This is a genomic window from Salinivibrio sp. AR647, assembly GCF_001995415.1.
Taxonomy (GTDB): domain Bacteria; phylum Pseudomonadota; class Gammaproteobacteria; order Enterobacterales; family Vibrionaceae; genus Salinivibrio; species Salinivibrio costicola.
In genome coordinates, this window is sequence record NZ_MUFE01000005.1 from 263,910 (window position 1) to 282,643 (window position 18,734).

At 48.7% G+C, this 18,734-nt stretch carries 15 protein-coding genes; 6 read left to right on the forward strand and 9 right to left on the reverse strand.

Going from position 1 to position 18,734, the window contains the following annotated elements; genetic code table 11:
- Positions 1-25 precede the first annotated feature (25 nt).
- Entirely contained in the window at positions 26-2,599 is a 2,574-nt protein-coding gene (locus BZG76_RS07975) for an EAL domain-containing protein (protein WP_077460848.1), read from the forward strand.
- Positions 2,600-2,651: 52 nt separating this feature from the next.
- Here BZG76_RS07975 and murQ read toward each other — a convergent pair whose 3' ends face one another.
- Complete coding sequence (gene murQ, locus BZG76_RS07980) at positions 2,652-3,575, reverse strand: N-acetylmuramic acid 6-phosphate etherase (protein ID WP_077460849.1); 924 nt, start codon at positions 3,573-3,575, stop codon at positions 2,652-2,654.
- Between the two features lie 9 nt (positions 3,576-3,584).
- Entirely contained in the window at positions 3,585-4,697 is a 1,113-nt protein-coding gene (locus tag BZG76_RS07985; RefSeq protein WP_077460850.1) for an anhydro-N-acetylmuramic acid kinase, read from the reverse strand.
- A 143-nt stretch (positions 4,698-4,840) separates the two neighbouring features.
- Between BZG76_RS07985 and nagZ the strand changes: the two genes are divergently transcribed.
- Positions 4,841-5,845, forward strand: a complete 1,005-nt coding sequence (nagZ, locus tag BZG76_RS07990; protein ID WP_021023779.1) for a beta-N-acetylhexosaminidase — start codon at positions 4,841-4,843, stop codon at positions 5,843-5,845.
- Positions 5,846-5,929: 84 nt separating this feature from the next.
- Here nagZ and BZG76_RS15360 read toward each other — a convergent pair whose 3' ends face one another.
- The 5 genes from BZG76_RS15360 to BZG76_RS08010 all read right to left on the reverse strand — a co-directional run bounded on the left by BZG76_RS15360 (position 5,930) and on the right by BZG76_RS08010 (position 9,611).
- Positions 5,930-6,106 carry a hypothetical protein gene (locus tag BZG76_RS15360; protein WP_158009955.1) on the reverse strand — a complete coding sequence of 59 codons (177 nt, stop codon included), beginning with the start codon at positions 6,104-6,106 and terminating at the stop codon, positions 5,930-5,932.
- Positions 6,107-6,246: 140 nt separating this feature from the next.
- Positions 6,247-7,101, reverse strand: a complete 855-nt coding sequence (gene hdfR / locus BZG76_RS07995) for an HTH-type transcriptional regulator HdfR (RefSeq protein ID WP_077460851.1) — start codon at positions 7,099-7,101, stop codon at positions 6,247-6,249.
- 121 nt (positions 7,102-7,222) lie between these two features.
- Positions 7,223-8,689 carry a lactate dehydrogenase gene (locus BZG76_RS08000; protein ID WP_028569712.1) on the reverse strand — a complete coding sequence of 489 codons (1,467 nt, stop codon included), beginning with the start codon at positions 8,687-8,689 and terminating at the stop codon, positions 7,223-7,225.
- Between the two features lie 18 nt (positions 8,690-8,707).
- A complete protein-coding gene (gene deoD / locus BZG76_RS08005; protein WP_077460852.1) occupies positions 8,708-9,418 on the reverse strand; it encodes a purine-nucleoside phosphorylase in 711 nt (236 codons plus the stop codon).
- 22 nt (positions 9,419-9,440) lie between these two features.
- A complete protein-coding gene (locus BZG76_RS08010; RefSeq protein WP_021023774.1) occupies positions 9,441-9,611 on the reverse strand; it encodes a XapX domain-containing protein in 171 nt (56 codons plus the stop codon).
- Between the two features lie 481 nt (positions 9,612-10,092).
- On the opposite strand from BZG76_RS08010, the gene BZG76_RS08015 reads away from it, so the two are divergent.
- From BZG76_RS08015 to BZG76_RS08030, 4 genes are all read left to right on the forward strand, one after another.
- Positions 10,093-11,007 (forward strand): siderophore ABC transporter substrate-binding protein, encoded by a 915-nt coding sequence (locus BZG76_RS08015; protein WP_021023773.1) that lies wholly within the window; start codon positions 10,093-10,095, stop codon positions 11,005-11,007.
- 136 nt (positions 11,008-11,143) lie between these two features.
- Positions 11,144-12,064: an ABC transporter permease gene (locus BZG76_RS08020; RefSeq protein ID WP_025744503.1), complete on the forward strand. Its 921-nt coding sequence runs from the start codon at positions 11,144-11,146 to the stop codon at positions 12,062-12,064.
- Positions 12,057-13,004, forward strand: coding sequence for an iron chelate uptake ABC transporter family permease subunit (locus BZG76_RS08025; protein ID WP_021023771.1), 948 nt, complete (start codon positions 12,057-12,059; stop codon positions 13,002-13,004). The genes BZG76_RS08020 and BZG76_RS08025 overlap by 8 nt, the downstream gene beginning before the upstream one ends.
- A 5-nt stretch (positions 13,005-13,009) precedes the next feature.
- Positions 13,010-13,798, forward strand: a complete 789-nt coding sequence (locus tag BZG76_RS08030) for an iron ABC transporter ATP-binding protein (protein ID WP_077460853.1) — start codon at positions 13,010-13,012, stop codon at positions 13,796-13,798.
- A gap of 38 nt (positions 13,799-13,836) precedes the next feature.
- Here BZG76_RS08030 and yddG read toward each other — a convergent pair whose 3' ends face one another.
- Both yddG and BZG76_RS08040 read right to left on the reverse strand, forming a co-directional pair.
- Positions 13,837-14,751: an aromatic amino acid DMT transporter YddG gene (gene yddG / locus BZG76_RS08035; protein ID WP_077460854.1), complete on the reverse strand. Its 915-nt coding sequence runs from the start codon at positions 14,749-14,751 to the stop codon at positions 13,837-13,839.
- Between the two features lie 57 nt (positions 14,752-14,808).
- Positions 14,809-18,552, reverse strand: coding sequence for an EAL domain-containing protein (locus BZG76_RS08040; RefSeq protein WP_077460855.1), 3,744 nt, complete (start codon positions 18,550-18,552; stop codon positions 14,809-14,811).
- Positions 18,553-18,734 lie beyond the last annotated feature (182 nt).

Sequence of the window (18,734 nt, forward strand, 5' to 3'; positions counted from 1 at the left end):
TCTTTGGCTAAGGGAGTGTGGCTTGATGCACGCACTACAATCACGACAACCCCTGATCTGGGGGGCGACATTGCTCGCATTACTCGCCTTGAGTACGTTCGGGGTGTGGATTGCTGATCTCAGTGAGGGTACGACCGAAGAGCAGCCTCTTCTTGACGTAAACTATAGTTACTTTGTTGACGAGACGAACGAGCTATCACTAGATTATGTGATGGCACATGCCCCTTTCACGTCGGTATCAGAGCCAACCCACATTCCATGGAAATTAGCTTACCAAACGTACTGGATCAACATCGGCTTTGATTATACGGGCCTCACTGAGCGGCCGATACATGTGATCACTGATAACCCTTCAATTGATTATCTTGACGCTTATCACGTCCTCGATGGTGAACAGATTCGCTCGCGTGTAAAAGCTGGCGATATTACACCAGAAAGACTGAACCGCTTGCCCTTACCGTCCTCAGTGCCCGTGACCTTGCTCCCTGAGCATGCTAATCAGCTTTTGATCAAAGTAACGTCACGAGACATGGCAACCATGCCACTATGGGTGATGGATCATGGGCGCTATGACCATTTCGCCAAATCACTGCATTTGGTATGGGGCGGATTTATGAGTTTTGCCATGCTGATGGCACTCTATAGCGCCGGTGTCTATGTATACAGTCGGCAGCGCGTGTACTTAATTTATGTGTTTGCAACTGTGTTGAGTGCGTTAGTGGTGAGTGTGAATCATGGCTTTAGTCGTTACTTTGTCCCTGATTTTGTCCAGATATTTATCAGTAATCACTTGGTGGCACTCACTGTTTGTTTATTAACGGTCGGGTTATGGTTTACCTATTTTTTCTTAGATTTTACGCGTAGTCCTATTCATCAACGCGCGCGATCTCTATTTTTAATCACGACGGGTGGGCTGCTCGGTCTCGCATTACTGAGCTTTATTACGCCGGCTTATATGTCTGCCTCTTTTGTTCTCATTGCGCAAATCCCAGTCTACGGAGTGATTATTTATTACTTGTGGCAGCAATGGCAGCCGAGTAAATACTGGTTGTTTCTATTTATTTTGTGTTGGCTACCCGCAATGGCTGGCGGACTGACATTCTACGCACTGATGCTGAATTACATTGAGTACACTCTGTTGTCAAGTTATGTCTTGATGCTAGCGCTTGCGCTAACCATGATTCTATTTTCTCTGGCGGTTGCCGAGCGGTTTCGTTTTCAAAGGATGCAGGAAATGCGAGCGCTGACTCATGATACCTTGAGTTGCCTTCCTAATAACAACGTATTGCACATGGTGATCAGCGACCTCATTAGCCGCAACAACAATTTCAATTTGTGCTGTTTATCGATTGATAACTATAACAATTTATTGCCTTATCTAGATGAAAGTGCACGCGATGAATATATCAATGCGATTGCTGCACGTATGAATGACACCTTAGCGGTTCAGCCGGTACAAGCGATCAAAACGGACAGTGATATGCCCAGCCACCGCCTGGGCTGCCTAAAAGAAGGGGTGTTTGCTTTTTTAATTGAGGATGTGGATCGCAAGACGTGTGACCAGGTGCTAACTGCTGTAGTTGATAGCTTAAATGGTGATTTATGCGTGGGATCCTTTGTTACGCAAGTCAATGTGCGTATCGGTGTTTGTCACTATCCAACCGATGGTGAGCATCCAGGATTACTCATTAGCCGAGCGTTAAATGCCATTGACCAGCACCGTCCTTTTGTTGGCAGCTATGCGCACTTTAATTCTCATGAGCAGCGACACCATCAGCTACATGTCTCGCTCGTCACGGATTTAAAAGATGCGATTGAGAATGATGGGTTGGAGCTCTATCACCAACCGCAAATTGATTTACGCACAGGCTCTATCCATGGCTCAGAGGTGCTGGCACGTTGGACGCACCCAGAGTATGGCCAGATATCGCCTGAGGTGTTTGTACGAATGGCCGAGGATGTCGGGATTATTAATAGTCTTACCCTTTGGGTGATTAAGCGTGCTTTTCAGCAGCAAGCGCAGCTTATTAACCGTGGCCACTGTCGTCGGCTTTCGGTCAACATTAGTGCGTCTGATATCTATATCCCTGATTTGGCCAATCGTGTGGTTAAACTGGCTCGAGAGTGCCATATACCCACGAATTTAATTTCACTCGAACTGACCGAATCGATCATGGTGGAAGATTACAATTGGCTCAAGCAGTTGATTGCAGATCTATCGGCAAACGGTATTGAAGTCTCTATCGATGATTACGGGACAGGGTATTCGTCTTTGTACTTTCTATCTCAATTGCCTTTCACTGAGCTTAAGATTGATCGCAGCTTCGTGCGAGATCTTCCCAAAAGTAGCCGCCACCAAAGTATTGTTCGTGCAACCACCGATATGGCGCGATCGTTAGGGGTGATGGTGGTTGCCGAAGGGGTTGAGAGTGAAGAGGCCGAGAGCTTGCTTCGGCGTTATGGTGTGGACGTTTCGCAGGGCTACTACTATTCACGCCCCTTACCGTTTAGCCAATACCAAGCGTACGTGGAACGAATGGACAGTGCGCAGCCGAGTACAGTGATACGTGAACGAAATCGGCGCTCTTCATCTGGGTAGGTGGATCTCAAAAAGCGTAAACCGTTCGCAAGAGCGACGGATATTATGAGGTTCAGTTTTGTAGCGTCATCGCGAGTGCATCGCGTAAATGTCCGTTGGCTTGCTCAAGATGCTTTCTTGCTAAATGCGGGTCCTGCCCGGTTAACACCATAAAAATGGCTACCTTAACCTCACCGTCGGCATGGGACAGAGCCTGAACCGCGGTCGCTTCATCACAACCTGTCGCTTCCATCACGATCAGGGTTGAGCGTGTCACCAGTTTTTGATTGGTGGCTTTTACATCGACCATTAAGTTTTGATAACACTTACCGATTTTGACCATGGCGGCAGTGGTTAATAGGTTTAGTACTAACTTTTGCGCGGTGCCAGACTTCATACGGGTTGAGCCGGTGAGCGCTTCTGGGCCGACCTCGGGCGTTATCGCGATATCAGCATGCGCATTGATCGCGGCGTTGGGGTTACATGATAAGGCGATGGTGACAGCACCTTGTTGCTTAGCAAATTCAAGCGCGCCGACCACATACGGCGTTCGGCCACTGGCGGCAATACCGACGACAACATCTTTCGAACTGAGGTGTTGGGCGTCTAGATCCGCGACACCTGCCTTTGGATCATCTTCCGCTCCCTCTTGGGCGATAAACATCGCTTTTTCGCCTCCGGCAATAAGGCCAATTACCTGTTCATGTCCGACCCCGAATGTAGGCGGGCACTCAACGGCATCTAATACACCCAGGCGTCCACTGGTGCCCGCGCCAATATAGATAAGCCGGCCTCCCGCGTTAAACCCGGCTACGATGTGGTCGACAGCGTCAGCGATAGCGGGAAGTTGTGATTGGACTGCAAGTGCGACGCCTTGGTCTTCGGCATTAATCATGGTCACCAAGCCAAGTGTATCTTGCTGATCGAGTCCGTAAGTGTGGGGATTACGCGTTTCGGATAATAAATGCTTGAGTTGCTCGACGCTGGGGGCTGTCATTGATGTTCCTTAATAGGGTAGATAGATGGCACCTAAGCAACACGCTTGGCTGGCGCCGGTCACGGCAGGGACGTTGCCAGGCTGGTGGTTGAGTGTTTGTTTAGCAAGCCATGCAAAGGCAATGGCTTCCATATCGTCACAACGGATCCCGACTTCATCGGTTTGAGCGATTGCCCAGTTGGGCATGGCTTGTTGCAGCGCGAGCATTAACGTTTGATTATGTGCTCCCCCACCACAAACAAAGATGCGTCCGCGCTTTAGCGGTCGTATGGCCATGGCGATACTCTCAACGGTGAGTGCCAAAAGTGTTGCTTGTACCTGATCGGGGGAGAGCGAAAACGCGAGCAACTGACGGTCGAGCCAGTCGAGGTTAAAATATTCTCGACCTGTGCTTTTGGGCGCAGGGCGAGAAAAGTAAGCATCCGACAGTAGCCGTTGGAGCAGGGGCTGATAAGGCGCACAGCTTGCCGCCCATTCACCATCTCGATCATAGGCTTGATGGCGATGTCGTTGTGTCCACGCATCCATTAGCATGTTGCCGGGTCCGGTGTCGTAGCCATATAACGGGCGATCAGGGCATATCATTGAGACATTAGCGATGCCGCCGATATTGACCACCGCAGTCGGTTGTTCGCTATCGGAAAAGTAATCGTTATGAAATGCGGGCACCAGTGGTGCACCTTGGCCACCATACGCCATATCTTTGCGACGAAAATCGGCAACAGTGGTAATACCGGTTCGAGCGGCAATCACATTAGCGTCGCCAAGTTGCATGGTAAACGGGTAATCCCCACTTGGCTGGTGATACACCGTTTGTCCATGACAGCCTATCGCGGCGACATGCTTAGGCAATAAGGCGGCGTGTTCGAGCAAGGTATTAATCGCCGCGGCATAACATTCGCCTAAGCGACGATCGAGCTCACCGAGCGTTGTCACTGACACAGGGTGATCTCGGCTTAACGTAATCACCGTGGCTTTAATGTCTTGCGGTATCGGATCACTGTATCGCGCAATTGACTCGACCTGACCGGCTTGGGTAAACCTGACAGCGACGGCATCGATATTATCTAAACTGGTTCCTGACATGACACCAATATAGATATCGGCTCCAGAGTATGACATGTGGCTGTTCCTTGCATAATGACGACGGTACGATAGCAGTAATGCGCAATGGGTATACACAAACAGCGAGTATAAACAGATTGCGATATCTCGCAAAGTGCTTGATTATTCGTCTGTGATAAACGCAGGATGAAGGAGACATAATGGGACCCGTTTGGCTCGATGTGCACGCAGAGCAAATCGATAATGAAGAGAAAGAAATTCTCGCGCATCCGAGCGTCGGTGGCGTGATTTTGTTTGCCCGCAACTATTACGATTCCGCGCAGCTTCGCGCACTGACACAGTCTATTCGTGCGGCGGCAGGCCGAGATATCTTGATTGGTGTGGATCAAGAAGGTGGACGCGTTCAACGCTTTCGAGAAGCGTTTACGCCGATCCCGGCCGCACAGTCTTATCATGCACTTGGTGCAGCCACAGAGATGGCTGAGCAAGCCGGATGGTTGATGGCCGCCGAGTTAATTGCGCATGGGATTGATTTGAGCTTTGCACCTGTGCTTGATCGCGGCTTTGCGTGTGCCGCCATTAAAGATCGCGCGTTCGGTGAAGAACAACAGGTGGTGACACAATACGCCAGCGCCTTTTCAATGGGTATGCGCCGTGCCGGCATGGCAACTACCGGGAAGCATTTTCCGGGGCATGGTGCTGTGTTAGAAGACTCTCATTTAGTCACCCCTGAAGATCCGCGTGATATTCTGCAGTCGTCTGATTTCGCTATTTTTAAAGCGTTTATTGAACAAGGCTTATTGGATGCGGTTATGCCTGCGCATGTGGTCTATCCGCAGCATGATACACAGCCTGCCAGTGGCTCACGCTATTGGCTAACTCATATTTTGCGTCAGCAACTCGGATTTAAAGGGATTATCTTCTCGGATGACTTAAGCATGGGTGGGGCGCATGTGTTTGGTGATGCCCCTTCTCGTGCTAAGGCAGCACTGGATGCAGGGTGTGATATGACGCTGATCTGCAATGATCGCGCAAGTGCGGTGTCGGTTTTAGATGCATTACCGATTCAATCCGTGCCAATGGCAGATGCACTCCGGGTACGGACGCCGATTGATTGGCAGACACTTAAGCAAAATCCATTGTGGCAAACGACGCATGCCGTATTAACGGCGTTCGATACCCATTGGCGAACGATGCAAGCCTAACACCGTCTCGGTGATAAGTGGCAACAAAAAGGCAACGCCGACGCATTGCCTTTTTTAATTTTGACGACAAACGTATCAACGCAGTTAGCGGTCATCACCGAAGTAGCTGTCCTCTTGCTGAGGTCGGTGCGCGCGTTTGCTTTGACGTTTTTTGCCTTTTTTGCCGTGTGACATATCGTCATCAAAATCGTCGTGGTGGCGAGATTTAAACTTCTCTTTTTGTTGAGAGCCGTGTTTTAACCATTGATCCCACTGTGCCATGGTGGTGCTTTCCTAACGCTTGTTGATTTTTAAGGCTACGTGTAGCCGGATGATTAGGCAGTATGTTGTTGCCTAACAATTTTAAGATAGCCGAAAAATGCCCCACCGACTAGTGAAATTCGCCGCAAACGACCGTTTTTTTAACCGGCGTAAAGCTGACCGTTTGATTCTATTAACTGACTGATTAAATTGCTTTTATCGTTGTTCGTCAGCCAGATAAGGTGAAGAGGATGGGTAAGCGCTTGTACTTTATCAACTAAATGAAGTCGTTTGCTGTCTAGGTACTGTTGAATCGCCAAGGAAGGCAGAAATGCGATGCCGCCATGTGTGAGCAAATAGTTTAACGCCAGGTGGCACGACTGGGTGTGTAACACCGGTGGGCGCTGTAACTGCGCTATTTGGCTTTGTGCACTCGCAAATTGTGTGCCCCAGTCAAGATAGATAAGCGGTAGCTCATCACTCTTATCCAGGTGAAGATGAGCGACGTGGCTGACCAGCTGTAATTGATAATTGCCAAGGTGATGAGACTGCAGCCCTTCAAGTTTTGGTAACTCTGACGTTAGGCCCGCGTCGATGCGCTTCTCAATTAAATGGCGAGCGAGTAATTGCCTTGGCGTTGATTCAGCACGGAGTAGCCAGTCGGTATGGTCTGCACCTATCTGATTTATCCATGCGCTTACGCCATCAAGCTCCCATAACATCGGTGACGCCCCAAATGTTAATTGGCTACTGGCGGCTTGTATGGCACTGACATCGTGTTGCGCACGTTGCCAAGTTTGCAGCATAGTTTCTGCATAGGGAAATAAACGCTCACCTGCTTCTGTGAGGCGAACATTATTGCGCTGACGAATAAACAGTGCGGTGCCTAACTGGGTTTCGAGTTGGCGAATACGAAAGCTGACTGCGGATTGGGTCAGATAAAGATTATCCGCCGCATGACCGAAATGGCGGGTCTTGCTGACTTCAATAAATGTACGCAGCAGTTGAATATCCAATACTTATATCCTCGTGACTGGATTTTTAGTATCGAGATAAATAACGCGAAACAGCGATATCGTCAAGGGAGACGACGCGGGCGTTAGGTTGAACTATCGATAACAATCGGGCGGTGAGACGTTAAAGCATGAGGTCCGCGAGTGTGAGCGGGCGATCGGTTAATCCAAGACGCTGAGCAGGCGTGACGTGGGCGTGATCTTGCCAACACAAATTGTGCCAGGCACGGTAAATATCAAGTAACGGCAGTAACCCTCCAGGGCGTAATCGGCGTCGTGGCTCATTAACCAACAGTGCAAATTGCTGATGGAAGTGTTGTTGATATTTCTTCATCGCATCACAGCTTGCATGGGTTAACCAATAGGCTTCTCTGCCCTTATTTTGCCCATGATCGCAAATGGCTTTGCTCCCTGCACCGCTACGCGTAAACGCCCAGCGATCGCGCCACCAACTGAGTAACACAATATCAATTTTTTCTGGCTCTGAGCCGGGTTGCCAATAAGGATCTTGCTCGACGTAAACATGGCTTACCCGTTTGTCACGAATATCGGCTTCAAAAACGGATAAACAAGCCGAGCGCAATAAGGGCTCCTGCGGAGAAAACACCACAATGTGTTGCCAATGATCAATAAAAGGCTTGAGGTTTAAATAATGGGCATAGGTGGTGTACTGAGGACGAATCAGGGTACCACGATTAGGGTAAATAAAGTGCAACGGCTGGGTGTAAGGGTCTTCCACATTTGAGCGTGAAAACACCTCTCGGTATTTTGCGTCAACGCGACCCAGTAAGCCGTCAGGGCGCGGTGTTGGCTCCGAGCGCTGGCCTGCATTGGTGGTCGCCATAAAGCGGCAAGCGTCTTGATACGGGTCATGATGCTCGGTGAGATGGTCATGATCATACGAATGATAGTTGACATCTTGAAGCAAAATATAGCCGCTATGCGCCTCTCCGGTCGCTAGCCATTGTACGCCATTTTCGCTGTTAGGTTGCAGCGGTGCATGAACACTCGCGAGGTGGCCTGTTGAGGTATCAGATAAAAAGCGTGTGTCGTACGCGGCAAGTTTTTGTCGACAACGCGCAGCTATTTGATTCAGGTGATCATAAAAGGTCTTTGGATTGAGAGAAAGCCGACGACAGATCTCTCGCACGGTATGGCCCGTGAAAAGGAAGGCCAGCAACTTTTGTTGCAGCTCACTCTTTTTGTTAATCCCAGACCAACGGTCGACAAAGGTACTTTGACAGCCTTTACACCGATAACGTTGTCTATCGCCGCTGTAGCCAAAGGCATGGTAACAGTGACGGTAGGTTAAGACTGGCTTACCTAAGTGCTCACAGGCGGGGTTGGTACAGGCACATAGTCCATCTGCATGGAGTTGACGTTGGGCTATCAACTCGGCATGAACTTGCTGGTTGTTGAGCAGAGGAGGAAACGCCCCGCATTCTCGGCATACTAGCGTTGGGCGTGCCGGATTAGAGCGCTGAACCAAATAATCTTGCTCATCCATTGACCCAAAGTTAGGACAGGTCAAGGTTTTACAAAAATTCAGCTGCAATTGACCGGCAGCGGGTGGCAGTTTACCGCTTGGCACGTTTCCTCCAACCCACATTTACAGGTTGATCGCGGTCTCGAGCGAGACAGTCATCATTTCATTAAACGACTTTTGACGCTCATCTGAGCTCAGTGCTTCACCACGAATAATGTGGTCAGACACGGTCAGAATGGTGAGAGCACGCGCGTTTAGCTCTGCAGCAACACCGTAGATACCCGCTGCTTCCATATCAACGGCAAGAATGCCAAGTTTGTCCATTTTGTTGAACAGATCGGCTTCTGGGCTGTAAAAGAGATCCGCAGAGAATACGTTACCAACGCGCACAGAGACGTTTTGTTTACGCGCTTCACCAACGGCAGTTTCCATAAGATGGAAATCACAAATAGCGGCGAAGTCATGATCGGCAAAACGGGTGCGGTTTACTTTTGAGTCGGTGGAAGCGCCTTGTGCAACGATCACGTCCATCAGTTTGACATCATCTTTTACTGCGCCACAGCTGCCGACGCGAATGACGTTTTTAACACCGTAATCTTTGATCAGCTCATGGACGTAGATGGAGCACGATGGGATACCCATACCGTGACCCATTACCGATACTTTTTTGCCTTTGTAAGTGCCGGTGTAACCGAACATATTACGGACATCAGTGACCAGTTCCGCGTTTTCTAGAAAGTTTTCGGCAATGTACTGCGCGCGCAGTGGATCACCTGGCATCAGGACTGTTTCAGCAAATGCGCCGTCTGCAGCGTTAATATGTGGGGTAGCCATAGTGTGCTCCAATTATCTAAAGTTAAGAGAAAAAGCGTTCGATCACGGCTTGATAAGCCATGCCGCCAAGGTAGATACCAACGATGCCCATGATCCCAGAAATCACCGGGGGAGCAGGCAATGGTAACTTGATCGCGCTGAAGAAAAAGCCAACAATGGCGCCAGCGACGACCGCAAGTAAAATTTCGTTCATTATAACCCTCAAACAACTCGTTAGATGCAGTTCAGCTCAATCCGGTACCGAATTTGCGACAGTCTTAGCTGTCTTTAATTATCGTTTCAGTCATACCGCTCGAGATGAGTCTAGTGTATGTAACCAGCGCATATATCCGCGCGATCTTGATCACAACTATATCCATGTTAACCCGTAAACCGGCCAATGATTACTAAATATGTTGATAGTGTCGGTGCAATCGCTTGCGTTGTAACCAAATAGGTCCGATTCGATGGTTTATTCGCGGATAAAAACGGGAAATAGACACAACACTGGCTGATATCTGTCTTTATTTTGCGCAAGATCAAAACAGTTTTAGTAACTGACGCCCTTATCGTGATGGTGTGTTGATCCGGCTTTATCAATAGAGTTATGAATATGAATAATTCTCACTTCTATTCGTGACTTGGCGTTTTAACTGCGTTAGCATGCTGCCATCAATTTTTGCGAGGAAAGGGCTATGCAAGCTTTTCGTTCATTTTTCCAATTCATTCTTTTAACCGTTTCTTTGGTATTAAGTGGTCACGCTGCTGCAAAAACCATCCACCATGCCATGGGCACCGTTGAGATTGACGGTGTGCCGCAGCGTGTGGTTGTGCTTGGGCAAGGCAGCCTCGATGTGCTTGACCGCCTGGGGGTTGAACCTGTAGGTGTGGTGAAATCATTGATGCCAGATTACTTAGCAAAAACTTACCAAGATGATAAGTATGTAGCGGTAGGGACCGTTAAAGAGCCTGATTATGAGGCAATCTTTACGGCGAAACCGGATTTGATCATCGCAGAGGCGCGTATGGCGTCGCTGATGAGTGAATTAGAAGAAATTGCGCCAACCATTATGTTCCAAGCCGATTATGACCATTATTGGCAGAGTGTTCAGCAAAACTGGCGCATGCTGGGTAATGTCTTCGACAAACAAGAAAAAGTGGAAGCCATTATCGACCAGGTAAATACCAAAATTGCACAAACACATGAAAAAGCGGTGGCAGATAACTTCAACGCGCTTATGGTGATGAGCAACGGCAGTAAAGTGGCGATGTTTGGTGAGAAAAGCCGCTTTGGTCTGGTTTTTGACGAGCTGGGACTAAAACCTGCGAAAAGTGATGACGTAGAAGTGGCTGGCTCTCACGGCAACCTGATTTCTTTTGAATACATTGCCGATGCCAATCCAGATGTGTTGCTGGTGCTTGATCGTGAGCAAGCGATTGGTGAGGGACAGGGAAAAGCCAAAGCGCGTTTCGATAACCCATTGGTAAATAAGACACCGGCGCACCAAAATCAACGTATCAGCTACTTAGATCCAACCGCTTGGTATATCACCATGGCTGGGATGACGGCGATGGATAAAATGATCGACGATGTCAATCGCGTACTTTAATCGTTTTTGATGACGCATCGCTTTCTTTATAGATCGCTTTTTTACAGATAAAAGTTGACCCGGGCTTCTCCCGGGTCTTTGTGGTTTCAGACCCAACGGTAGTCGTGTTGTGAAGTATCTTTCTATTCCTATCCTTATGGTGCTGGCGCTATTGTCGATATCTATCGGTGTCGCCCACGTTTCTTTGGATAGTTTGTGGGCCGGTGATTCAGAAGCCTGGACCATTTTTACCACCAGTCGTATTCCGCGCCTGCTGGCTATTTGTCTTGCCGGGGCTGGGCTGAGTGTGGCCGGCCTGATTATGCAGCAGATTTGTCAAAACCGCTTTGCCTCCCCAGATACCACGGGCACTATTGATTGTGCGCTGCTTGGCTATGTGGTTACGCTCGTGGTTTTTAGTGGTGCAAACCAATGGCTTGACCTGACCGTGATTGTCGGTACGGCGATGGCAGGTACTTGGCTATTTGTCCGTTTCTTACAGCGCCTCAAATTTAAAAATACCGTGCTTGTTCCTTTGATCGGGATTATGTACGGCAACGTGGTTTCGTCTCTTACTCAGTTCCTGGCTTACAAATACGATTTGATTCAAACCTTACAAGCGTGGACGGTGGCCAATTTTTCATCGGTGTTGGCGGGGAATTATGAAATCTTGTTTGTTGCCATGCCTGTATGTGCCGTGGCCTATGCCTATGCGAGCCAATTTAGCGCCGCCAGTATTGGAGAAAGCTTCGCCAAGAATATTGGTTTGGATTATCAAAAAGTGGTGCTGTTTGGTGTCATGGTGGTTGCCTTGTTGTCGTCGGCCGTGGTGATGATCGTCGGTGTGATCCCTTTTCTTGGCCTGATTGTGCCGAATGTTGTCTCATTGTTCATGGGCGATAACATTAAGCGTAATTTGCCTTGGACCGCCTTTTGGGGGGTGGTACTGGTCTTAAGTTGCGATATTTTAGGCCGCGTAATTATCTTCCCTTATGAAGTCCCTATTGCCATGATCATTTCGATTTTGGGTGGTGTGGTCTTTATCTACTTAGTGATGAGGGATAAAGCCAATGCGTGATGGACTCAAACTTTCTCTTGTTGCGGTGGGCGTTTTACTGGTCGCCGGTTATTTCTTAGGGCATGGCCTTACCGCGGATAATTATGCTTACTTTCTTTCTAGGCGTACGCCGAAGGTGCTTTCGATTGCGCTGGCAGCGATCGCAATATCGGCCTCTTCATTAGTGTTTCAAACCATCACCAATAATCGAATATTGACGCCCTCAATTCTTGGTTTTGATAGTTTGTACGTCTTATTGCAAACCCTGTTACTGGTGATCTTTGGTTCAACCAGTCTGTTTTTGGTGAATGCCTATTTAAACTTTGCGGTGAGTGTGGCATTGATGACGGTGACGGCGAGCGTGCTATTTACGCTGTATTTTCGTCGGCATCGCGCTAACGTCTATACCTTGCTGTTAATTGGTATCGTACTCGGGAGTGTGTTTGGCAGTGTTAGCCAGTTTTTCACCTTATTAGTTGACCCCAGTGAATTTGCGGTACTTCAAGATGCCATGTTTGCCAGTTTCAACAATGCGAATCGCGATCTGGTGTATATCAGTGTGCCGGTGTTAGGGCTGTGTTTGTTGGCGCTTTACCGCTATGCCAATCAGCTGGATGTTTGCTTACTTGGTGAAGATAATGCCACCAGTTTAGGCGTCGATATGCGCGGACTGACACTGAAGGTGATGGTGATCATCGCCATCATGATTGCGGTATCGACGGCTTTGGTCGGGCCTGTATTGTTCTTTGGTTTGATTGTGGTCAGCCTTGCTCGGCAAATGTTTGTGAGCTATCAGCATCGTTTTTTGATTCTTGCGACCAGTGTATTGGCAGTTTTTTTGTTGTTAACCGGTCAGTATGTTGTTGAGCAGTGGTTCGGGTTTGAAACCACTGTCAGTGTGATTATTAACTTTGTTGGTGGAAGCTATTTCTTGTACCTGCTAACGAAAAACAAGTTTTAACCATTATGATTGAATTAATTGGATTGTCGAAAGCCTACGGGCAAACCCAGGTGGTAAATCAGGCCAGTGCGTTGTTCCCACCGGGTAAAGTGACCGCGATAATTGGTCCAAATGGTGCGGGGAAAAGTACGCTGCTCTCTATGGCGAGTCGACTCACTGACAGTGATGCAGGTGAAGTCTTGATTGGCGATAAACCGCTCAGTGAATGGAGCAATGAGGCATTAGCAAAAAGGCTGGCGGTGTTGCGGCAGGCGAATAATGTCAATATGCGCTTTCGTGTTCGTGAGCTCGTGGCATTTGGTCGTTTTCCCCACTCTAAAGGGCGACTGACTGCAGATGATGATACGGTGATTGATGAAGCGTTAGCTCAATTAGGATTAACGGAGTTACAAGACCGCTTTATTGATCAATTAAGTGGGGGCCAACGGCAGATGGCATTCATCGCGATGGTGGTGGCACAAAACACCGATTATATCTTTCTTGATGAACCGCTTAATAATCTCGATATTCGTCACTCGGTGGCGATCATGAAGACGGTCAGAGACCTGGCACATCGATATAACAAGGCCGTGGTGGTCGTGATGCACGATATTAACTTTAGCGCTTGTTATGCGGACAATATGGTCGCGATGAAAGATGGTGAAGTGGTATCGAGCGGTCCCGTTGATGAGGTGGTGACCAAGCCAGTGATGGAGCGTATTTACGAGATTGAGTTTGAGGTTGAACAAATCAATGGTCAGCGTATTTGCCTCTATTATGGCGCGGCAACACCGGCGTTAGCTTTGGCACAGTAAACTGTATCCAGCCGCAAGAGCGGCTGGATACATCGTCACTAGTGTGATTTAGCGGTACTCGAGGTCTTGTTGCTGGTGGTCGGCGCTCGCGTCAGCCACCAGCTTGCCAATGAGCCGAGTGTCACCATCGCCACGCCTTGCCAGAAGGAGAGCGTCAGCTCGGTCGACAAGAGAATCGCTGATAAAAACGTTGATAGGATCGGGATAAAATAAGATAAGGTTGCTAAGAACACCAAATTGCCCTTAAGAATACCAAGGTTCCACAGCCCGTAACCTCCTCCCATTGCCGCACCGGCCACGAGCACATAAACTGCCTCCGACCAAGAACCGGAAAGCGCAGGCGCATCAGAGAGTGCAAAACCGACCCAGAGTGTGATGGCCGTTGCTATAAAGAACCACGTGATGCCGTTTTTTCCCTGCGCACTCATGCGGGTCAGATTACAATATATGGCCCAAATGATGGCGCCACTGAAAGCCAGGATATAGCTCAATGGGTTTGAGTGAATATTGGCGACTAAATGATGCCAAGAAACCCCCTGTTTGCCGCCTACTGTCCAGATAACGCCTAAAAACGCGATCATTAAGGCAGGATAAAGCCAAAGGCTGACTTTTTGGCGAGTAATAAGCACGGAAAAGAAGACGGTTAAGCACGGCCACAAATAGTTAATGACGCCCATTTCGATCGCTTGTGTGCGCGTATTAGCCCATGCTAGGGATAACGACAAGCATAATTCGTAGACCACGAATAACACGCCGCCGACAATCAAGTAGCGACGTGGAAAATCGCTGAGTTTGGGCGTACCGACAAAAACCACTAAGCAGAGCGCCGCGATAGTATAAATGGCGGCAGCGCCACCTACAGGGCCAAGTAATTCGGTCACGTGGCGGATCAATGCGACATTGCTGCTCCACAGTAGGATTGCACCACACCCTGCAAGCGTGTATTGATTCATAACAGGCAGTCCAAGCAAAAAAGCTTAAATTGCCTATCTTTTCGGCGTCTCGCAACCCTATTCAGCACCTTTTTGTTTGTTCGATACTTTGTTGGCAAGCAAGGTATCAAGTGGCGTGGGATAGTCGATTAAAAACCCTTGCACATAATGAATGCCGATCTCTTGTACGCGCGCGAGTTTTTCTTCATCAGACACCCACTCCGCGACAGTTTTATACCCCATGGTGTCACAGATACTGACGATAGATTCGAGGATCACTCGGTCAATGTCGTTTTCGTTATCGGTGAGGTTGGCAACGAACTGGCCATCCACTTTCACGACATCAACGTTAAAGAGTTTCAAGTAATGGAAAGAACATAGGCCGGCGCCAAAATCATCTAGTGCGATGTGAGCCCCATAGGCGCGTAACTCATCGATAAATGAAACGGCGGTATTTAAGTGGCTAATTAAGGCTGACTCTGTGATCTCGAAGCACAAGCGCTCAGCGGGAAAGACGGATGAGGCTAACAGGGCTTTCAAATGTGTTTGGAACTTGGGATCGCTGATTGAGTGCGCGGAGAGGTTGAGATTAAATTTAAGGCCAGAGTCGGCCAATTCTTGGGCGCGAGTATTGAGCACATAGTTGGCCACCCACGCATCAATGTCACGAATGTAACCAAAGGTCTCTGCGGCGGGGATAAATTGCCCCGGATTCATGATATTGCCATCCGTGTCAATCATCCGCACTAATAGTTCATACCAGTGTTCAATGGTTGGTCCTTTCGCGGGAGCGACTTGTTGACCATACAGGGTAAATCGATCCTCAGCCAATGCGCGGGTAATTTTTCCGACCATTTGCATATCGTTGTGGCGGCCTTGGGCGAAGCCTGATATATCGTTATAGTCGACGATTTGTCCACGGCCCGCTGACTTCGCTTCATACATGGCAACGTCAGCGCGGCTCATTAAGTCGGACAGAGTTAAGGCGTCATCACCGATATTGACTAAGCCGACGCTGGCACTGATGGCGAAAATCCGCTCTTCATAAGAAAAAGATAGATTCTCGAGCCGACTGATTAAATCGGCAATTGTCTGTTTGGCATCCCGCATATTGCAGTGTGTGAGGAGGACTGCAAATTCGTCGCCGCCGAGTCGTGCAACGGTGTCATCACTGCGAATGTTATCAGCCAATGCTTGAGACACTTGGCAGAGAACATCGTCGCCCGCATGGTGGCCGACAGAATCGTTGATGATTTTGAACAGGTCGAGATCGACAAAGGCAAGTACCGACGGGGTATCGTCATGGTGTTGTGTAAGGTGCCTTTCCATGATGGTTTCAAAGGCCCGGCGGTTCGGTAAATGTGTCAGTGGATCGTGGTTAGCGTTGTAGTCGAGTTGCGCCATTAACGCATGTTCTTCAGACACATCACGTAAAATATACACATAGCCTTGATGACTGGTTAACGGCGATACTGCCACGGAGACATAGACGCGCTCCTCATTGGCTAACACAAGCTGGTAGGCATCTTTTATCTGTGTTTCAAAAAAGGTCGCGGTTTGATTGTTATGTAAACTCGAAAGCAACACGCGCTGTTGTTGACGATACAGTTGGAAAATGTCGTCGATGGTTTGTCCAAGGGGTCGAGCCTCACCATTGAGAGTCAGTCGCTGCGCCGTATGGTTGAGATAGGCCAAATGACCCTGGTCGTCGGTGGTGATTACGGCATCGTTGATGGAATTCATCACTACGTTTAATTGTTCGCGCTCTTGGGCAAGGGTTTGGTTGAGTTCATTGATTTCAGTATTGTCCCAGTTGGCGCCAATCAATCGTATGGTATTGCCGCTATCATCGATTTGTACACTGGCAAGGGCACGCAGGTAACGCGCTCGACCGTGAGTATCGAGAATCCGGAATTGGGTATCGATACGTTGTTGATATTTGAGGGCTTTGCCGAGTATACGCTTGACCCTATCGGCATCATCTGGATGGAGGCGATGTTGCCAAGTGGCCAATGTTTCTTTACCGTCAGAGACGGGTATATCGTAGAGCGCATACATCTGCGCATCCCATTCGAGCGTGTCGTCTGCGACGTTGTACTCCCAAATACCAATGTTAGCCGCTTTGGTCGCGGCTTCAAGGCGGCGGCGTAAGGTATCGGTTTGTTGGTTGGCTAGGTGCTGTTCGGTGACATCGATTACCGTACTTAGCACGGTTTCTGTCTCTTCACCGGTTTGTCGCGCCGACGCTTGCCGTAGATATCGGTAATCTCCCTGATCATTTTGAAAGCGAAATACTTCGATCATACGATCAGTACGCCCTTCAACCAGCAGGCGCATGGCTTGCTCCCAGCCGTGTAAATCGTCTGGATGGATTCGGGCGGTCCAGGCTTGGTAGGTTTGGATGCTTTTTGCACTGATCCCCAATAGTGGCGCCGACCAACCTGAAAACAAAATAACGCCAGTATGAACATTCAGTTCAAATACGGCGAGTTTGTTGATATCTAAAGCAAAACGCCAACGTTCTAGCCAGCGTTTTTGCTCTCTCTGTGCCGCTTTCAGTGCATTAATGTCTTCGACTTGACTGATGAGATGCGTCACATGGCCGGCATGTTTGTCACGGACCGCAGTGACAGAGAGCCTTCCCCATACTTGCTCCCCATCCGCGCGCAGGAAGCGCTTCTCCAGCCGTTTATTATCGGTATGACCCATGATCAGTTCATTAAAATAGTCTTTTAATGCCGCTTGATCTTGCTCGCGGGTAAAAATAGAAACATGGGAGCCAAGCAATACACGCGGTTCACAGGCAAAAAACTGCGCAAGGCTCGCGTTAGCGTCTTGAACGATGCCGCGAGGGTCGAGTATGGCCATACCAATAAGGGAGTTATGCATCGCTTGGGTTAATAACGCATGTTGCTCCAGATGATGCTTTTGATGACGTCGATAGCTATATGCGAATTGTGTCATTATCACCCCGACCATCATGGCGGCACCAGCCATCGCCATGCGAGACAGTGAGGCTTTTTGATCCGCTTCTACTTGAAATGTCAGTGCACCGAGGGCGGATAAAATGTCAAAGCTTAGTAATGTTAACGCGATACAGCCTAAACCAATCAGACGACTTTGCAGTGTTGCCGCCAACAAAAACAGCGCTGTGAGCGCCAAAAACGGGTGAGGTGAAAGATATAACAACAGGCTGATTGTACTGATCGCGGCCAAGCACAGGGCTATCAAGGCGATCCAAAACGTGCTCGATTTCGCAAGTCGATCATTAGGTCGTTCGCTGAGGTTCTCTTTGACGACTAACAAGAGAGGAAATAGGGCGACAAAACCGACAAATTCGCTAATAAACCACCGAAGTACTAAGTAATCGAACGGTTGATGGGTTCCTATTGACTGAACACTGGCACCGAGTGTCGCACCAAATAGAGGGCTGATGATAAGTGTGGGCGCTAAACCTCGAATAAAGGGCCACATACTCTCGAACGGGTTACCGTAACGTTTGTACGTTAATCGGTAAATGGTGCAACCTAATCCGGCGGTTGCAGTGTTGACAGCCGCCATGCTGGCACTGAGTGAAGCGGGAATCCCCATCATGGTATCGGCATAAAAGACGCCGGTGAAAAAGCCTGCGGCTGCGACAAGCCTCACGTAGCCTGAAAAGCAGCTAAACCCGAATGCGCCGGCAGCCGATACGTACCAAATCACGGCGAATTGTTCGCTTTCTGGCAGCACCGCTAATGAGAACCATACCAGCGAAAAGCTCATCGTGACTAAAATAAAAAAGGCCTGAATCGATTGGCGAATTCGTCGATGGGGGATCATGGTTCTCTCATTAATAACAATAATCTAGGGAGAGCTTAGCGCATTTTGCGTGGGATTTAATCACGTTTGTGGTAATTATCATACAAAGACACTCTCGATGTTTATGAGTCGCATTTATTTTTGTATCGCAACTGCGTCGCAACAGTTAATCCCCAAGATGTTAGACATACGGCTTTAGTCTA

Bases quoted from the DNA above. Each gene is read 5' to 3' on its own strand.
- BZG76_RS07975 (WP_077460848.1), top strand. From the start codon at position 26: ATGCACGCACTACAATCACGACAACCCCTGATCTGGGGGGCGACATTG.
- murQ (WP_077460849.1), bottom strand. From the start codon at position 3,575: ATGACAGCCCCCAGCGTCGAGCAACTCAAGCATTTATTATCCGAAACG.
- BZG76_RS07985 (WP_077460850.1), bottom strand. From the start codon at position 4,697: ATGTCATACTCTGGAGCCGATATCTATATTGGTGTCATGTCAGGAACC.
- nagZ (WP_021023779.1), top strand. From the start codon at position 4,841: ATGGGACCCGTTTGGCTCGATGTGCACGCAGAGCAAATCGATAATGAA.
- BZG76_RS15360 (WP_158009955.1), bottom strand. From the start codon at position 6,106: ATGGCACAGTGGGATCAATGGTTAAAACACGGCTCTCAACAAAAAGAG.
- deoD (WP_077460852.1), bottom strand. From the start codon at position 9,418: ATGGCTACCCCACATATTAACGCTGCAGACGGCGCATTTGCTGAAACA.
- BZG76_RS08010 (WP_021023774.1), bottom strand. From the start codon at position 9,611: ATGAACGAAATTTTACTTGCGGTCGTCGCTGGCGCCATTGTTGGCTTT.
- BZG76_RS08015 (WP_021023773.1), top strand. From the start codon at position 10,093: ATGCAAGCTTTTCGTTCATTTTTCCAATTCATTCTTTTAACCGTTTCT.
- BZG76_RS08020 (WP_025744503.1), top strand. From the start codon at position 11,144: ATGGTGCTGGCGCTATTGTCGATATCTATCGGTGTCGCCCACGTTTCT.
- BZG76_RS08025 (WP_021023771.1), top strand. From the start codon at position 12,057: ATGCGTGATGGACTCAAACTTTCTCTTGTTGCGGTGGGCGTTTTACTG.
- BZG76_RS08030 (WP_077460853.1), top strand. From the start codon at position 13,010: ATGATTGAATTAATTGGATTGTCGAAAGCCTACGGGCAAACCCAGGTG.
- yddG (WP_077460854.1), bottom strand. From the start codon at position 14,751: ATGAATCAATACACGCTTGCAGGGTGTGGTGCAATCCTACTGTGGAGC.
- BZG76_RS08040 (WP_077460855.1), bottom strand. From the start codon at position 18,552: ATGATCCCCCATCGACGAATTCGCCAATCGATTCAGGCCTTTTTTATT.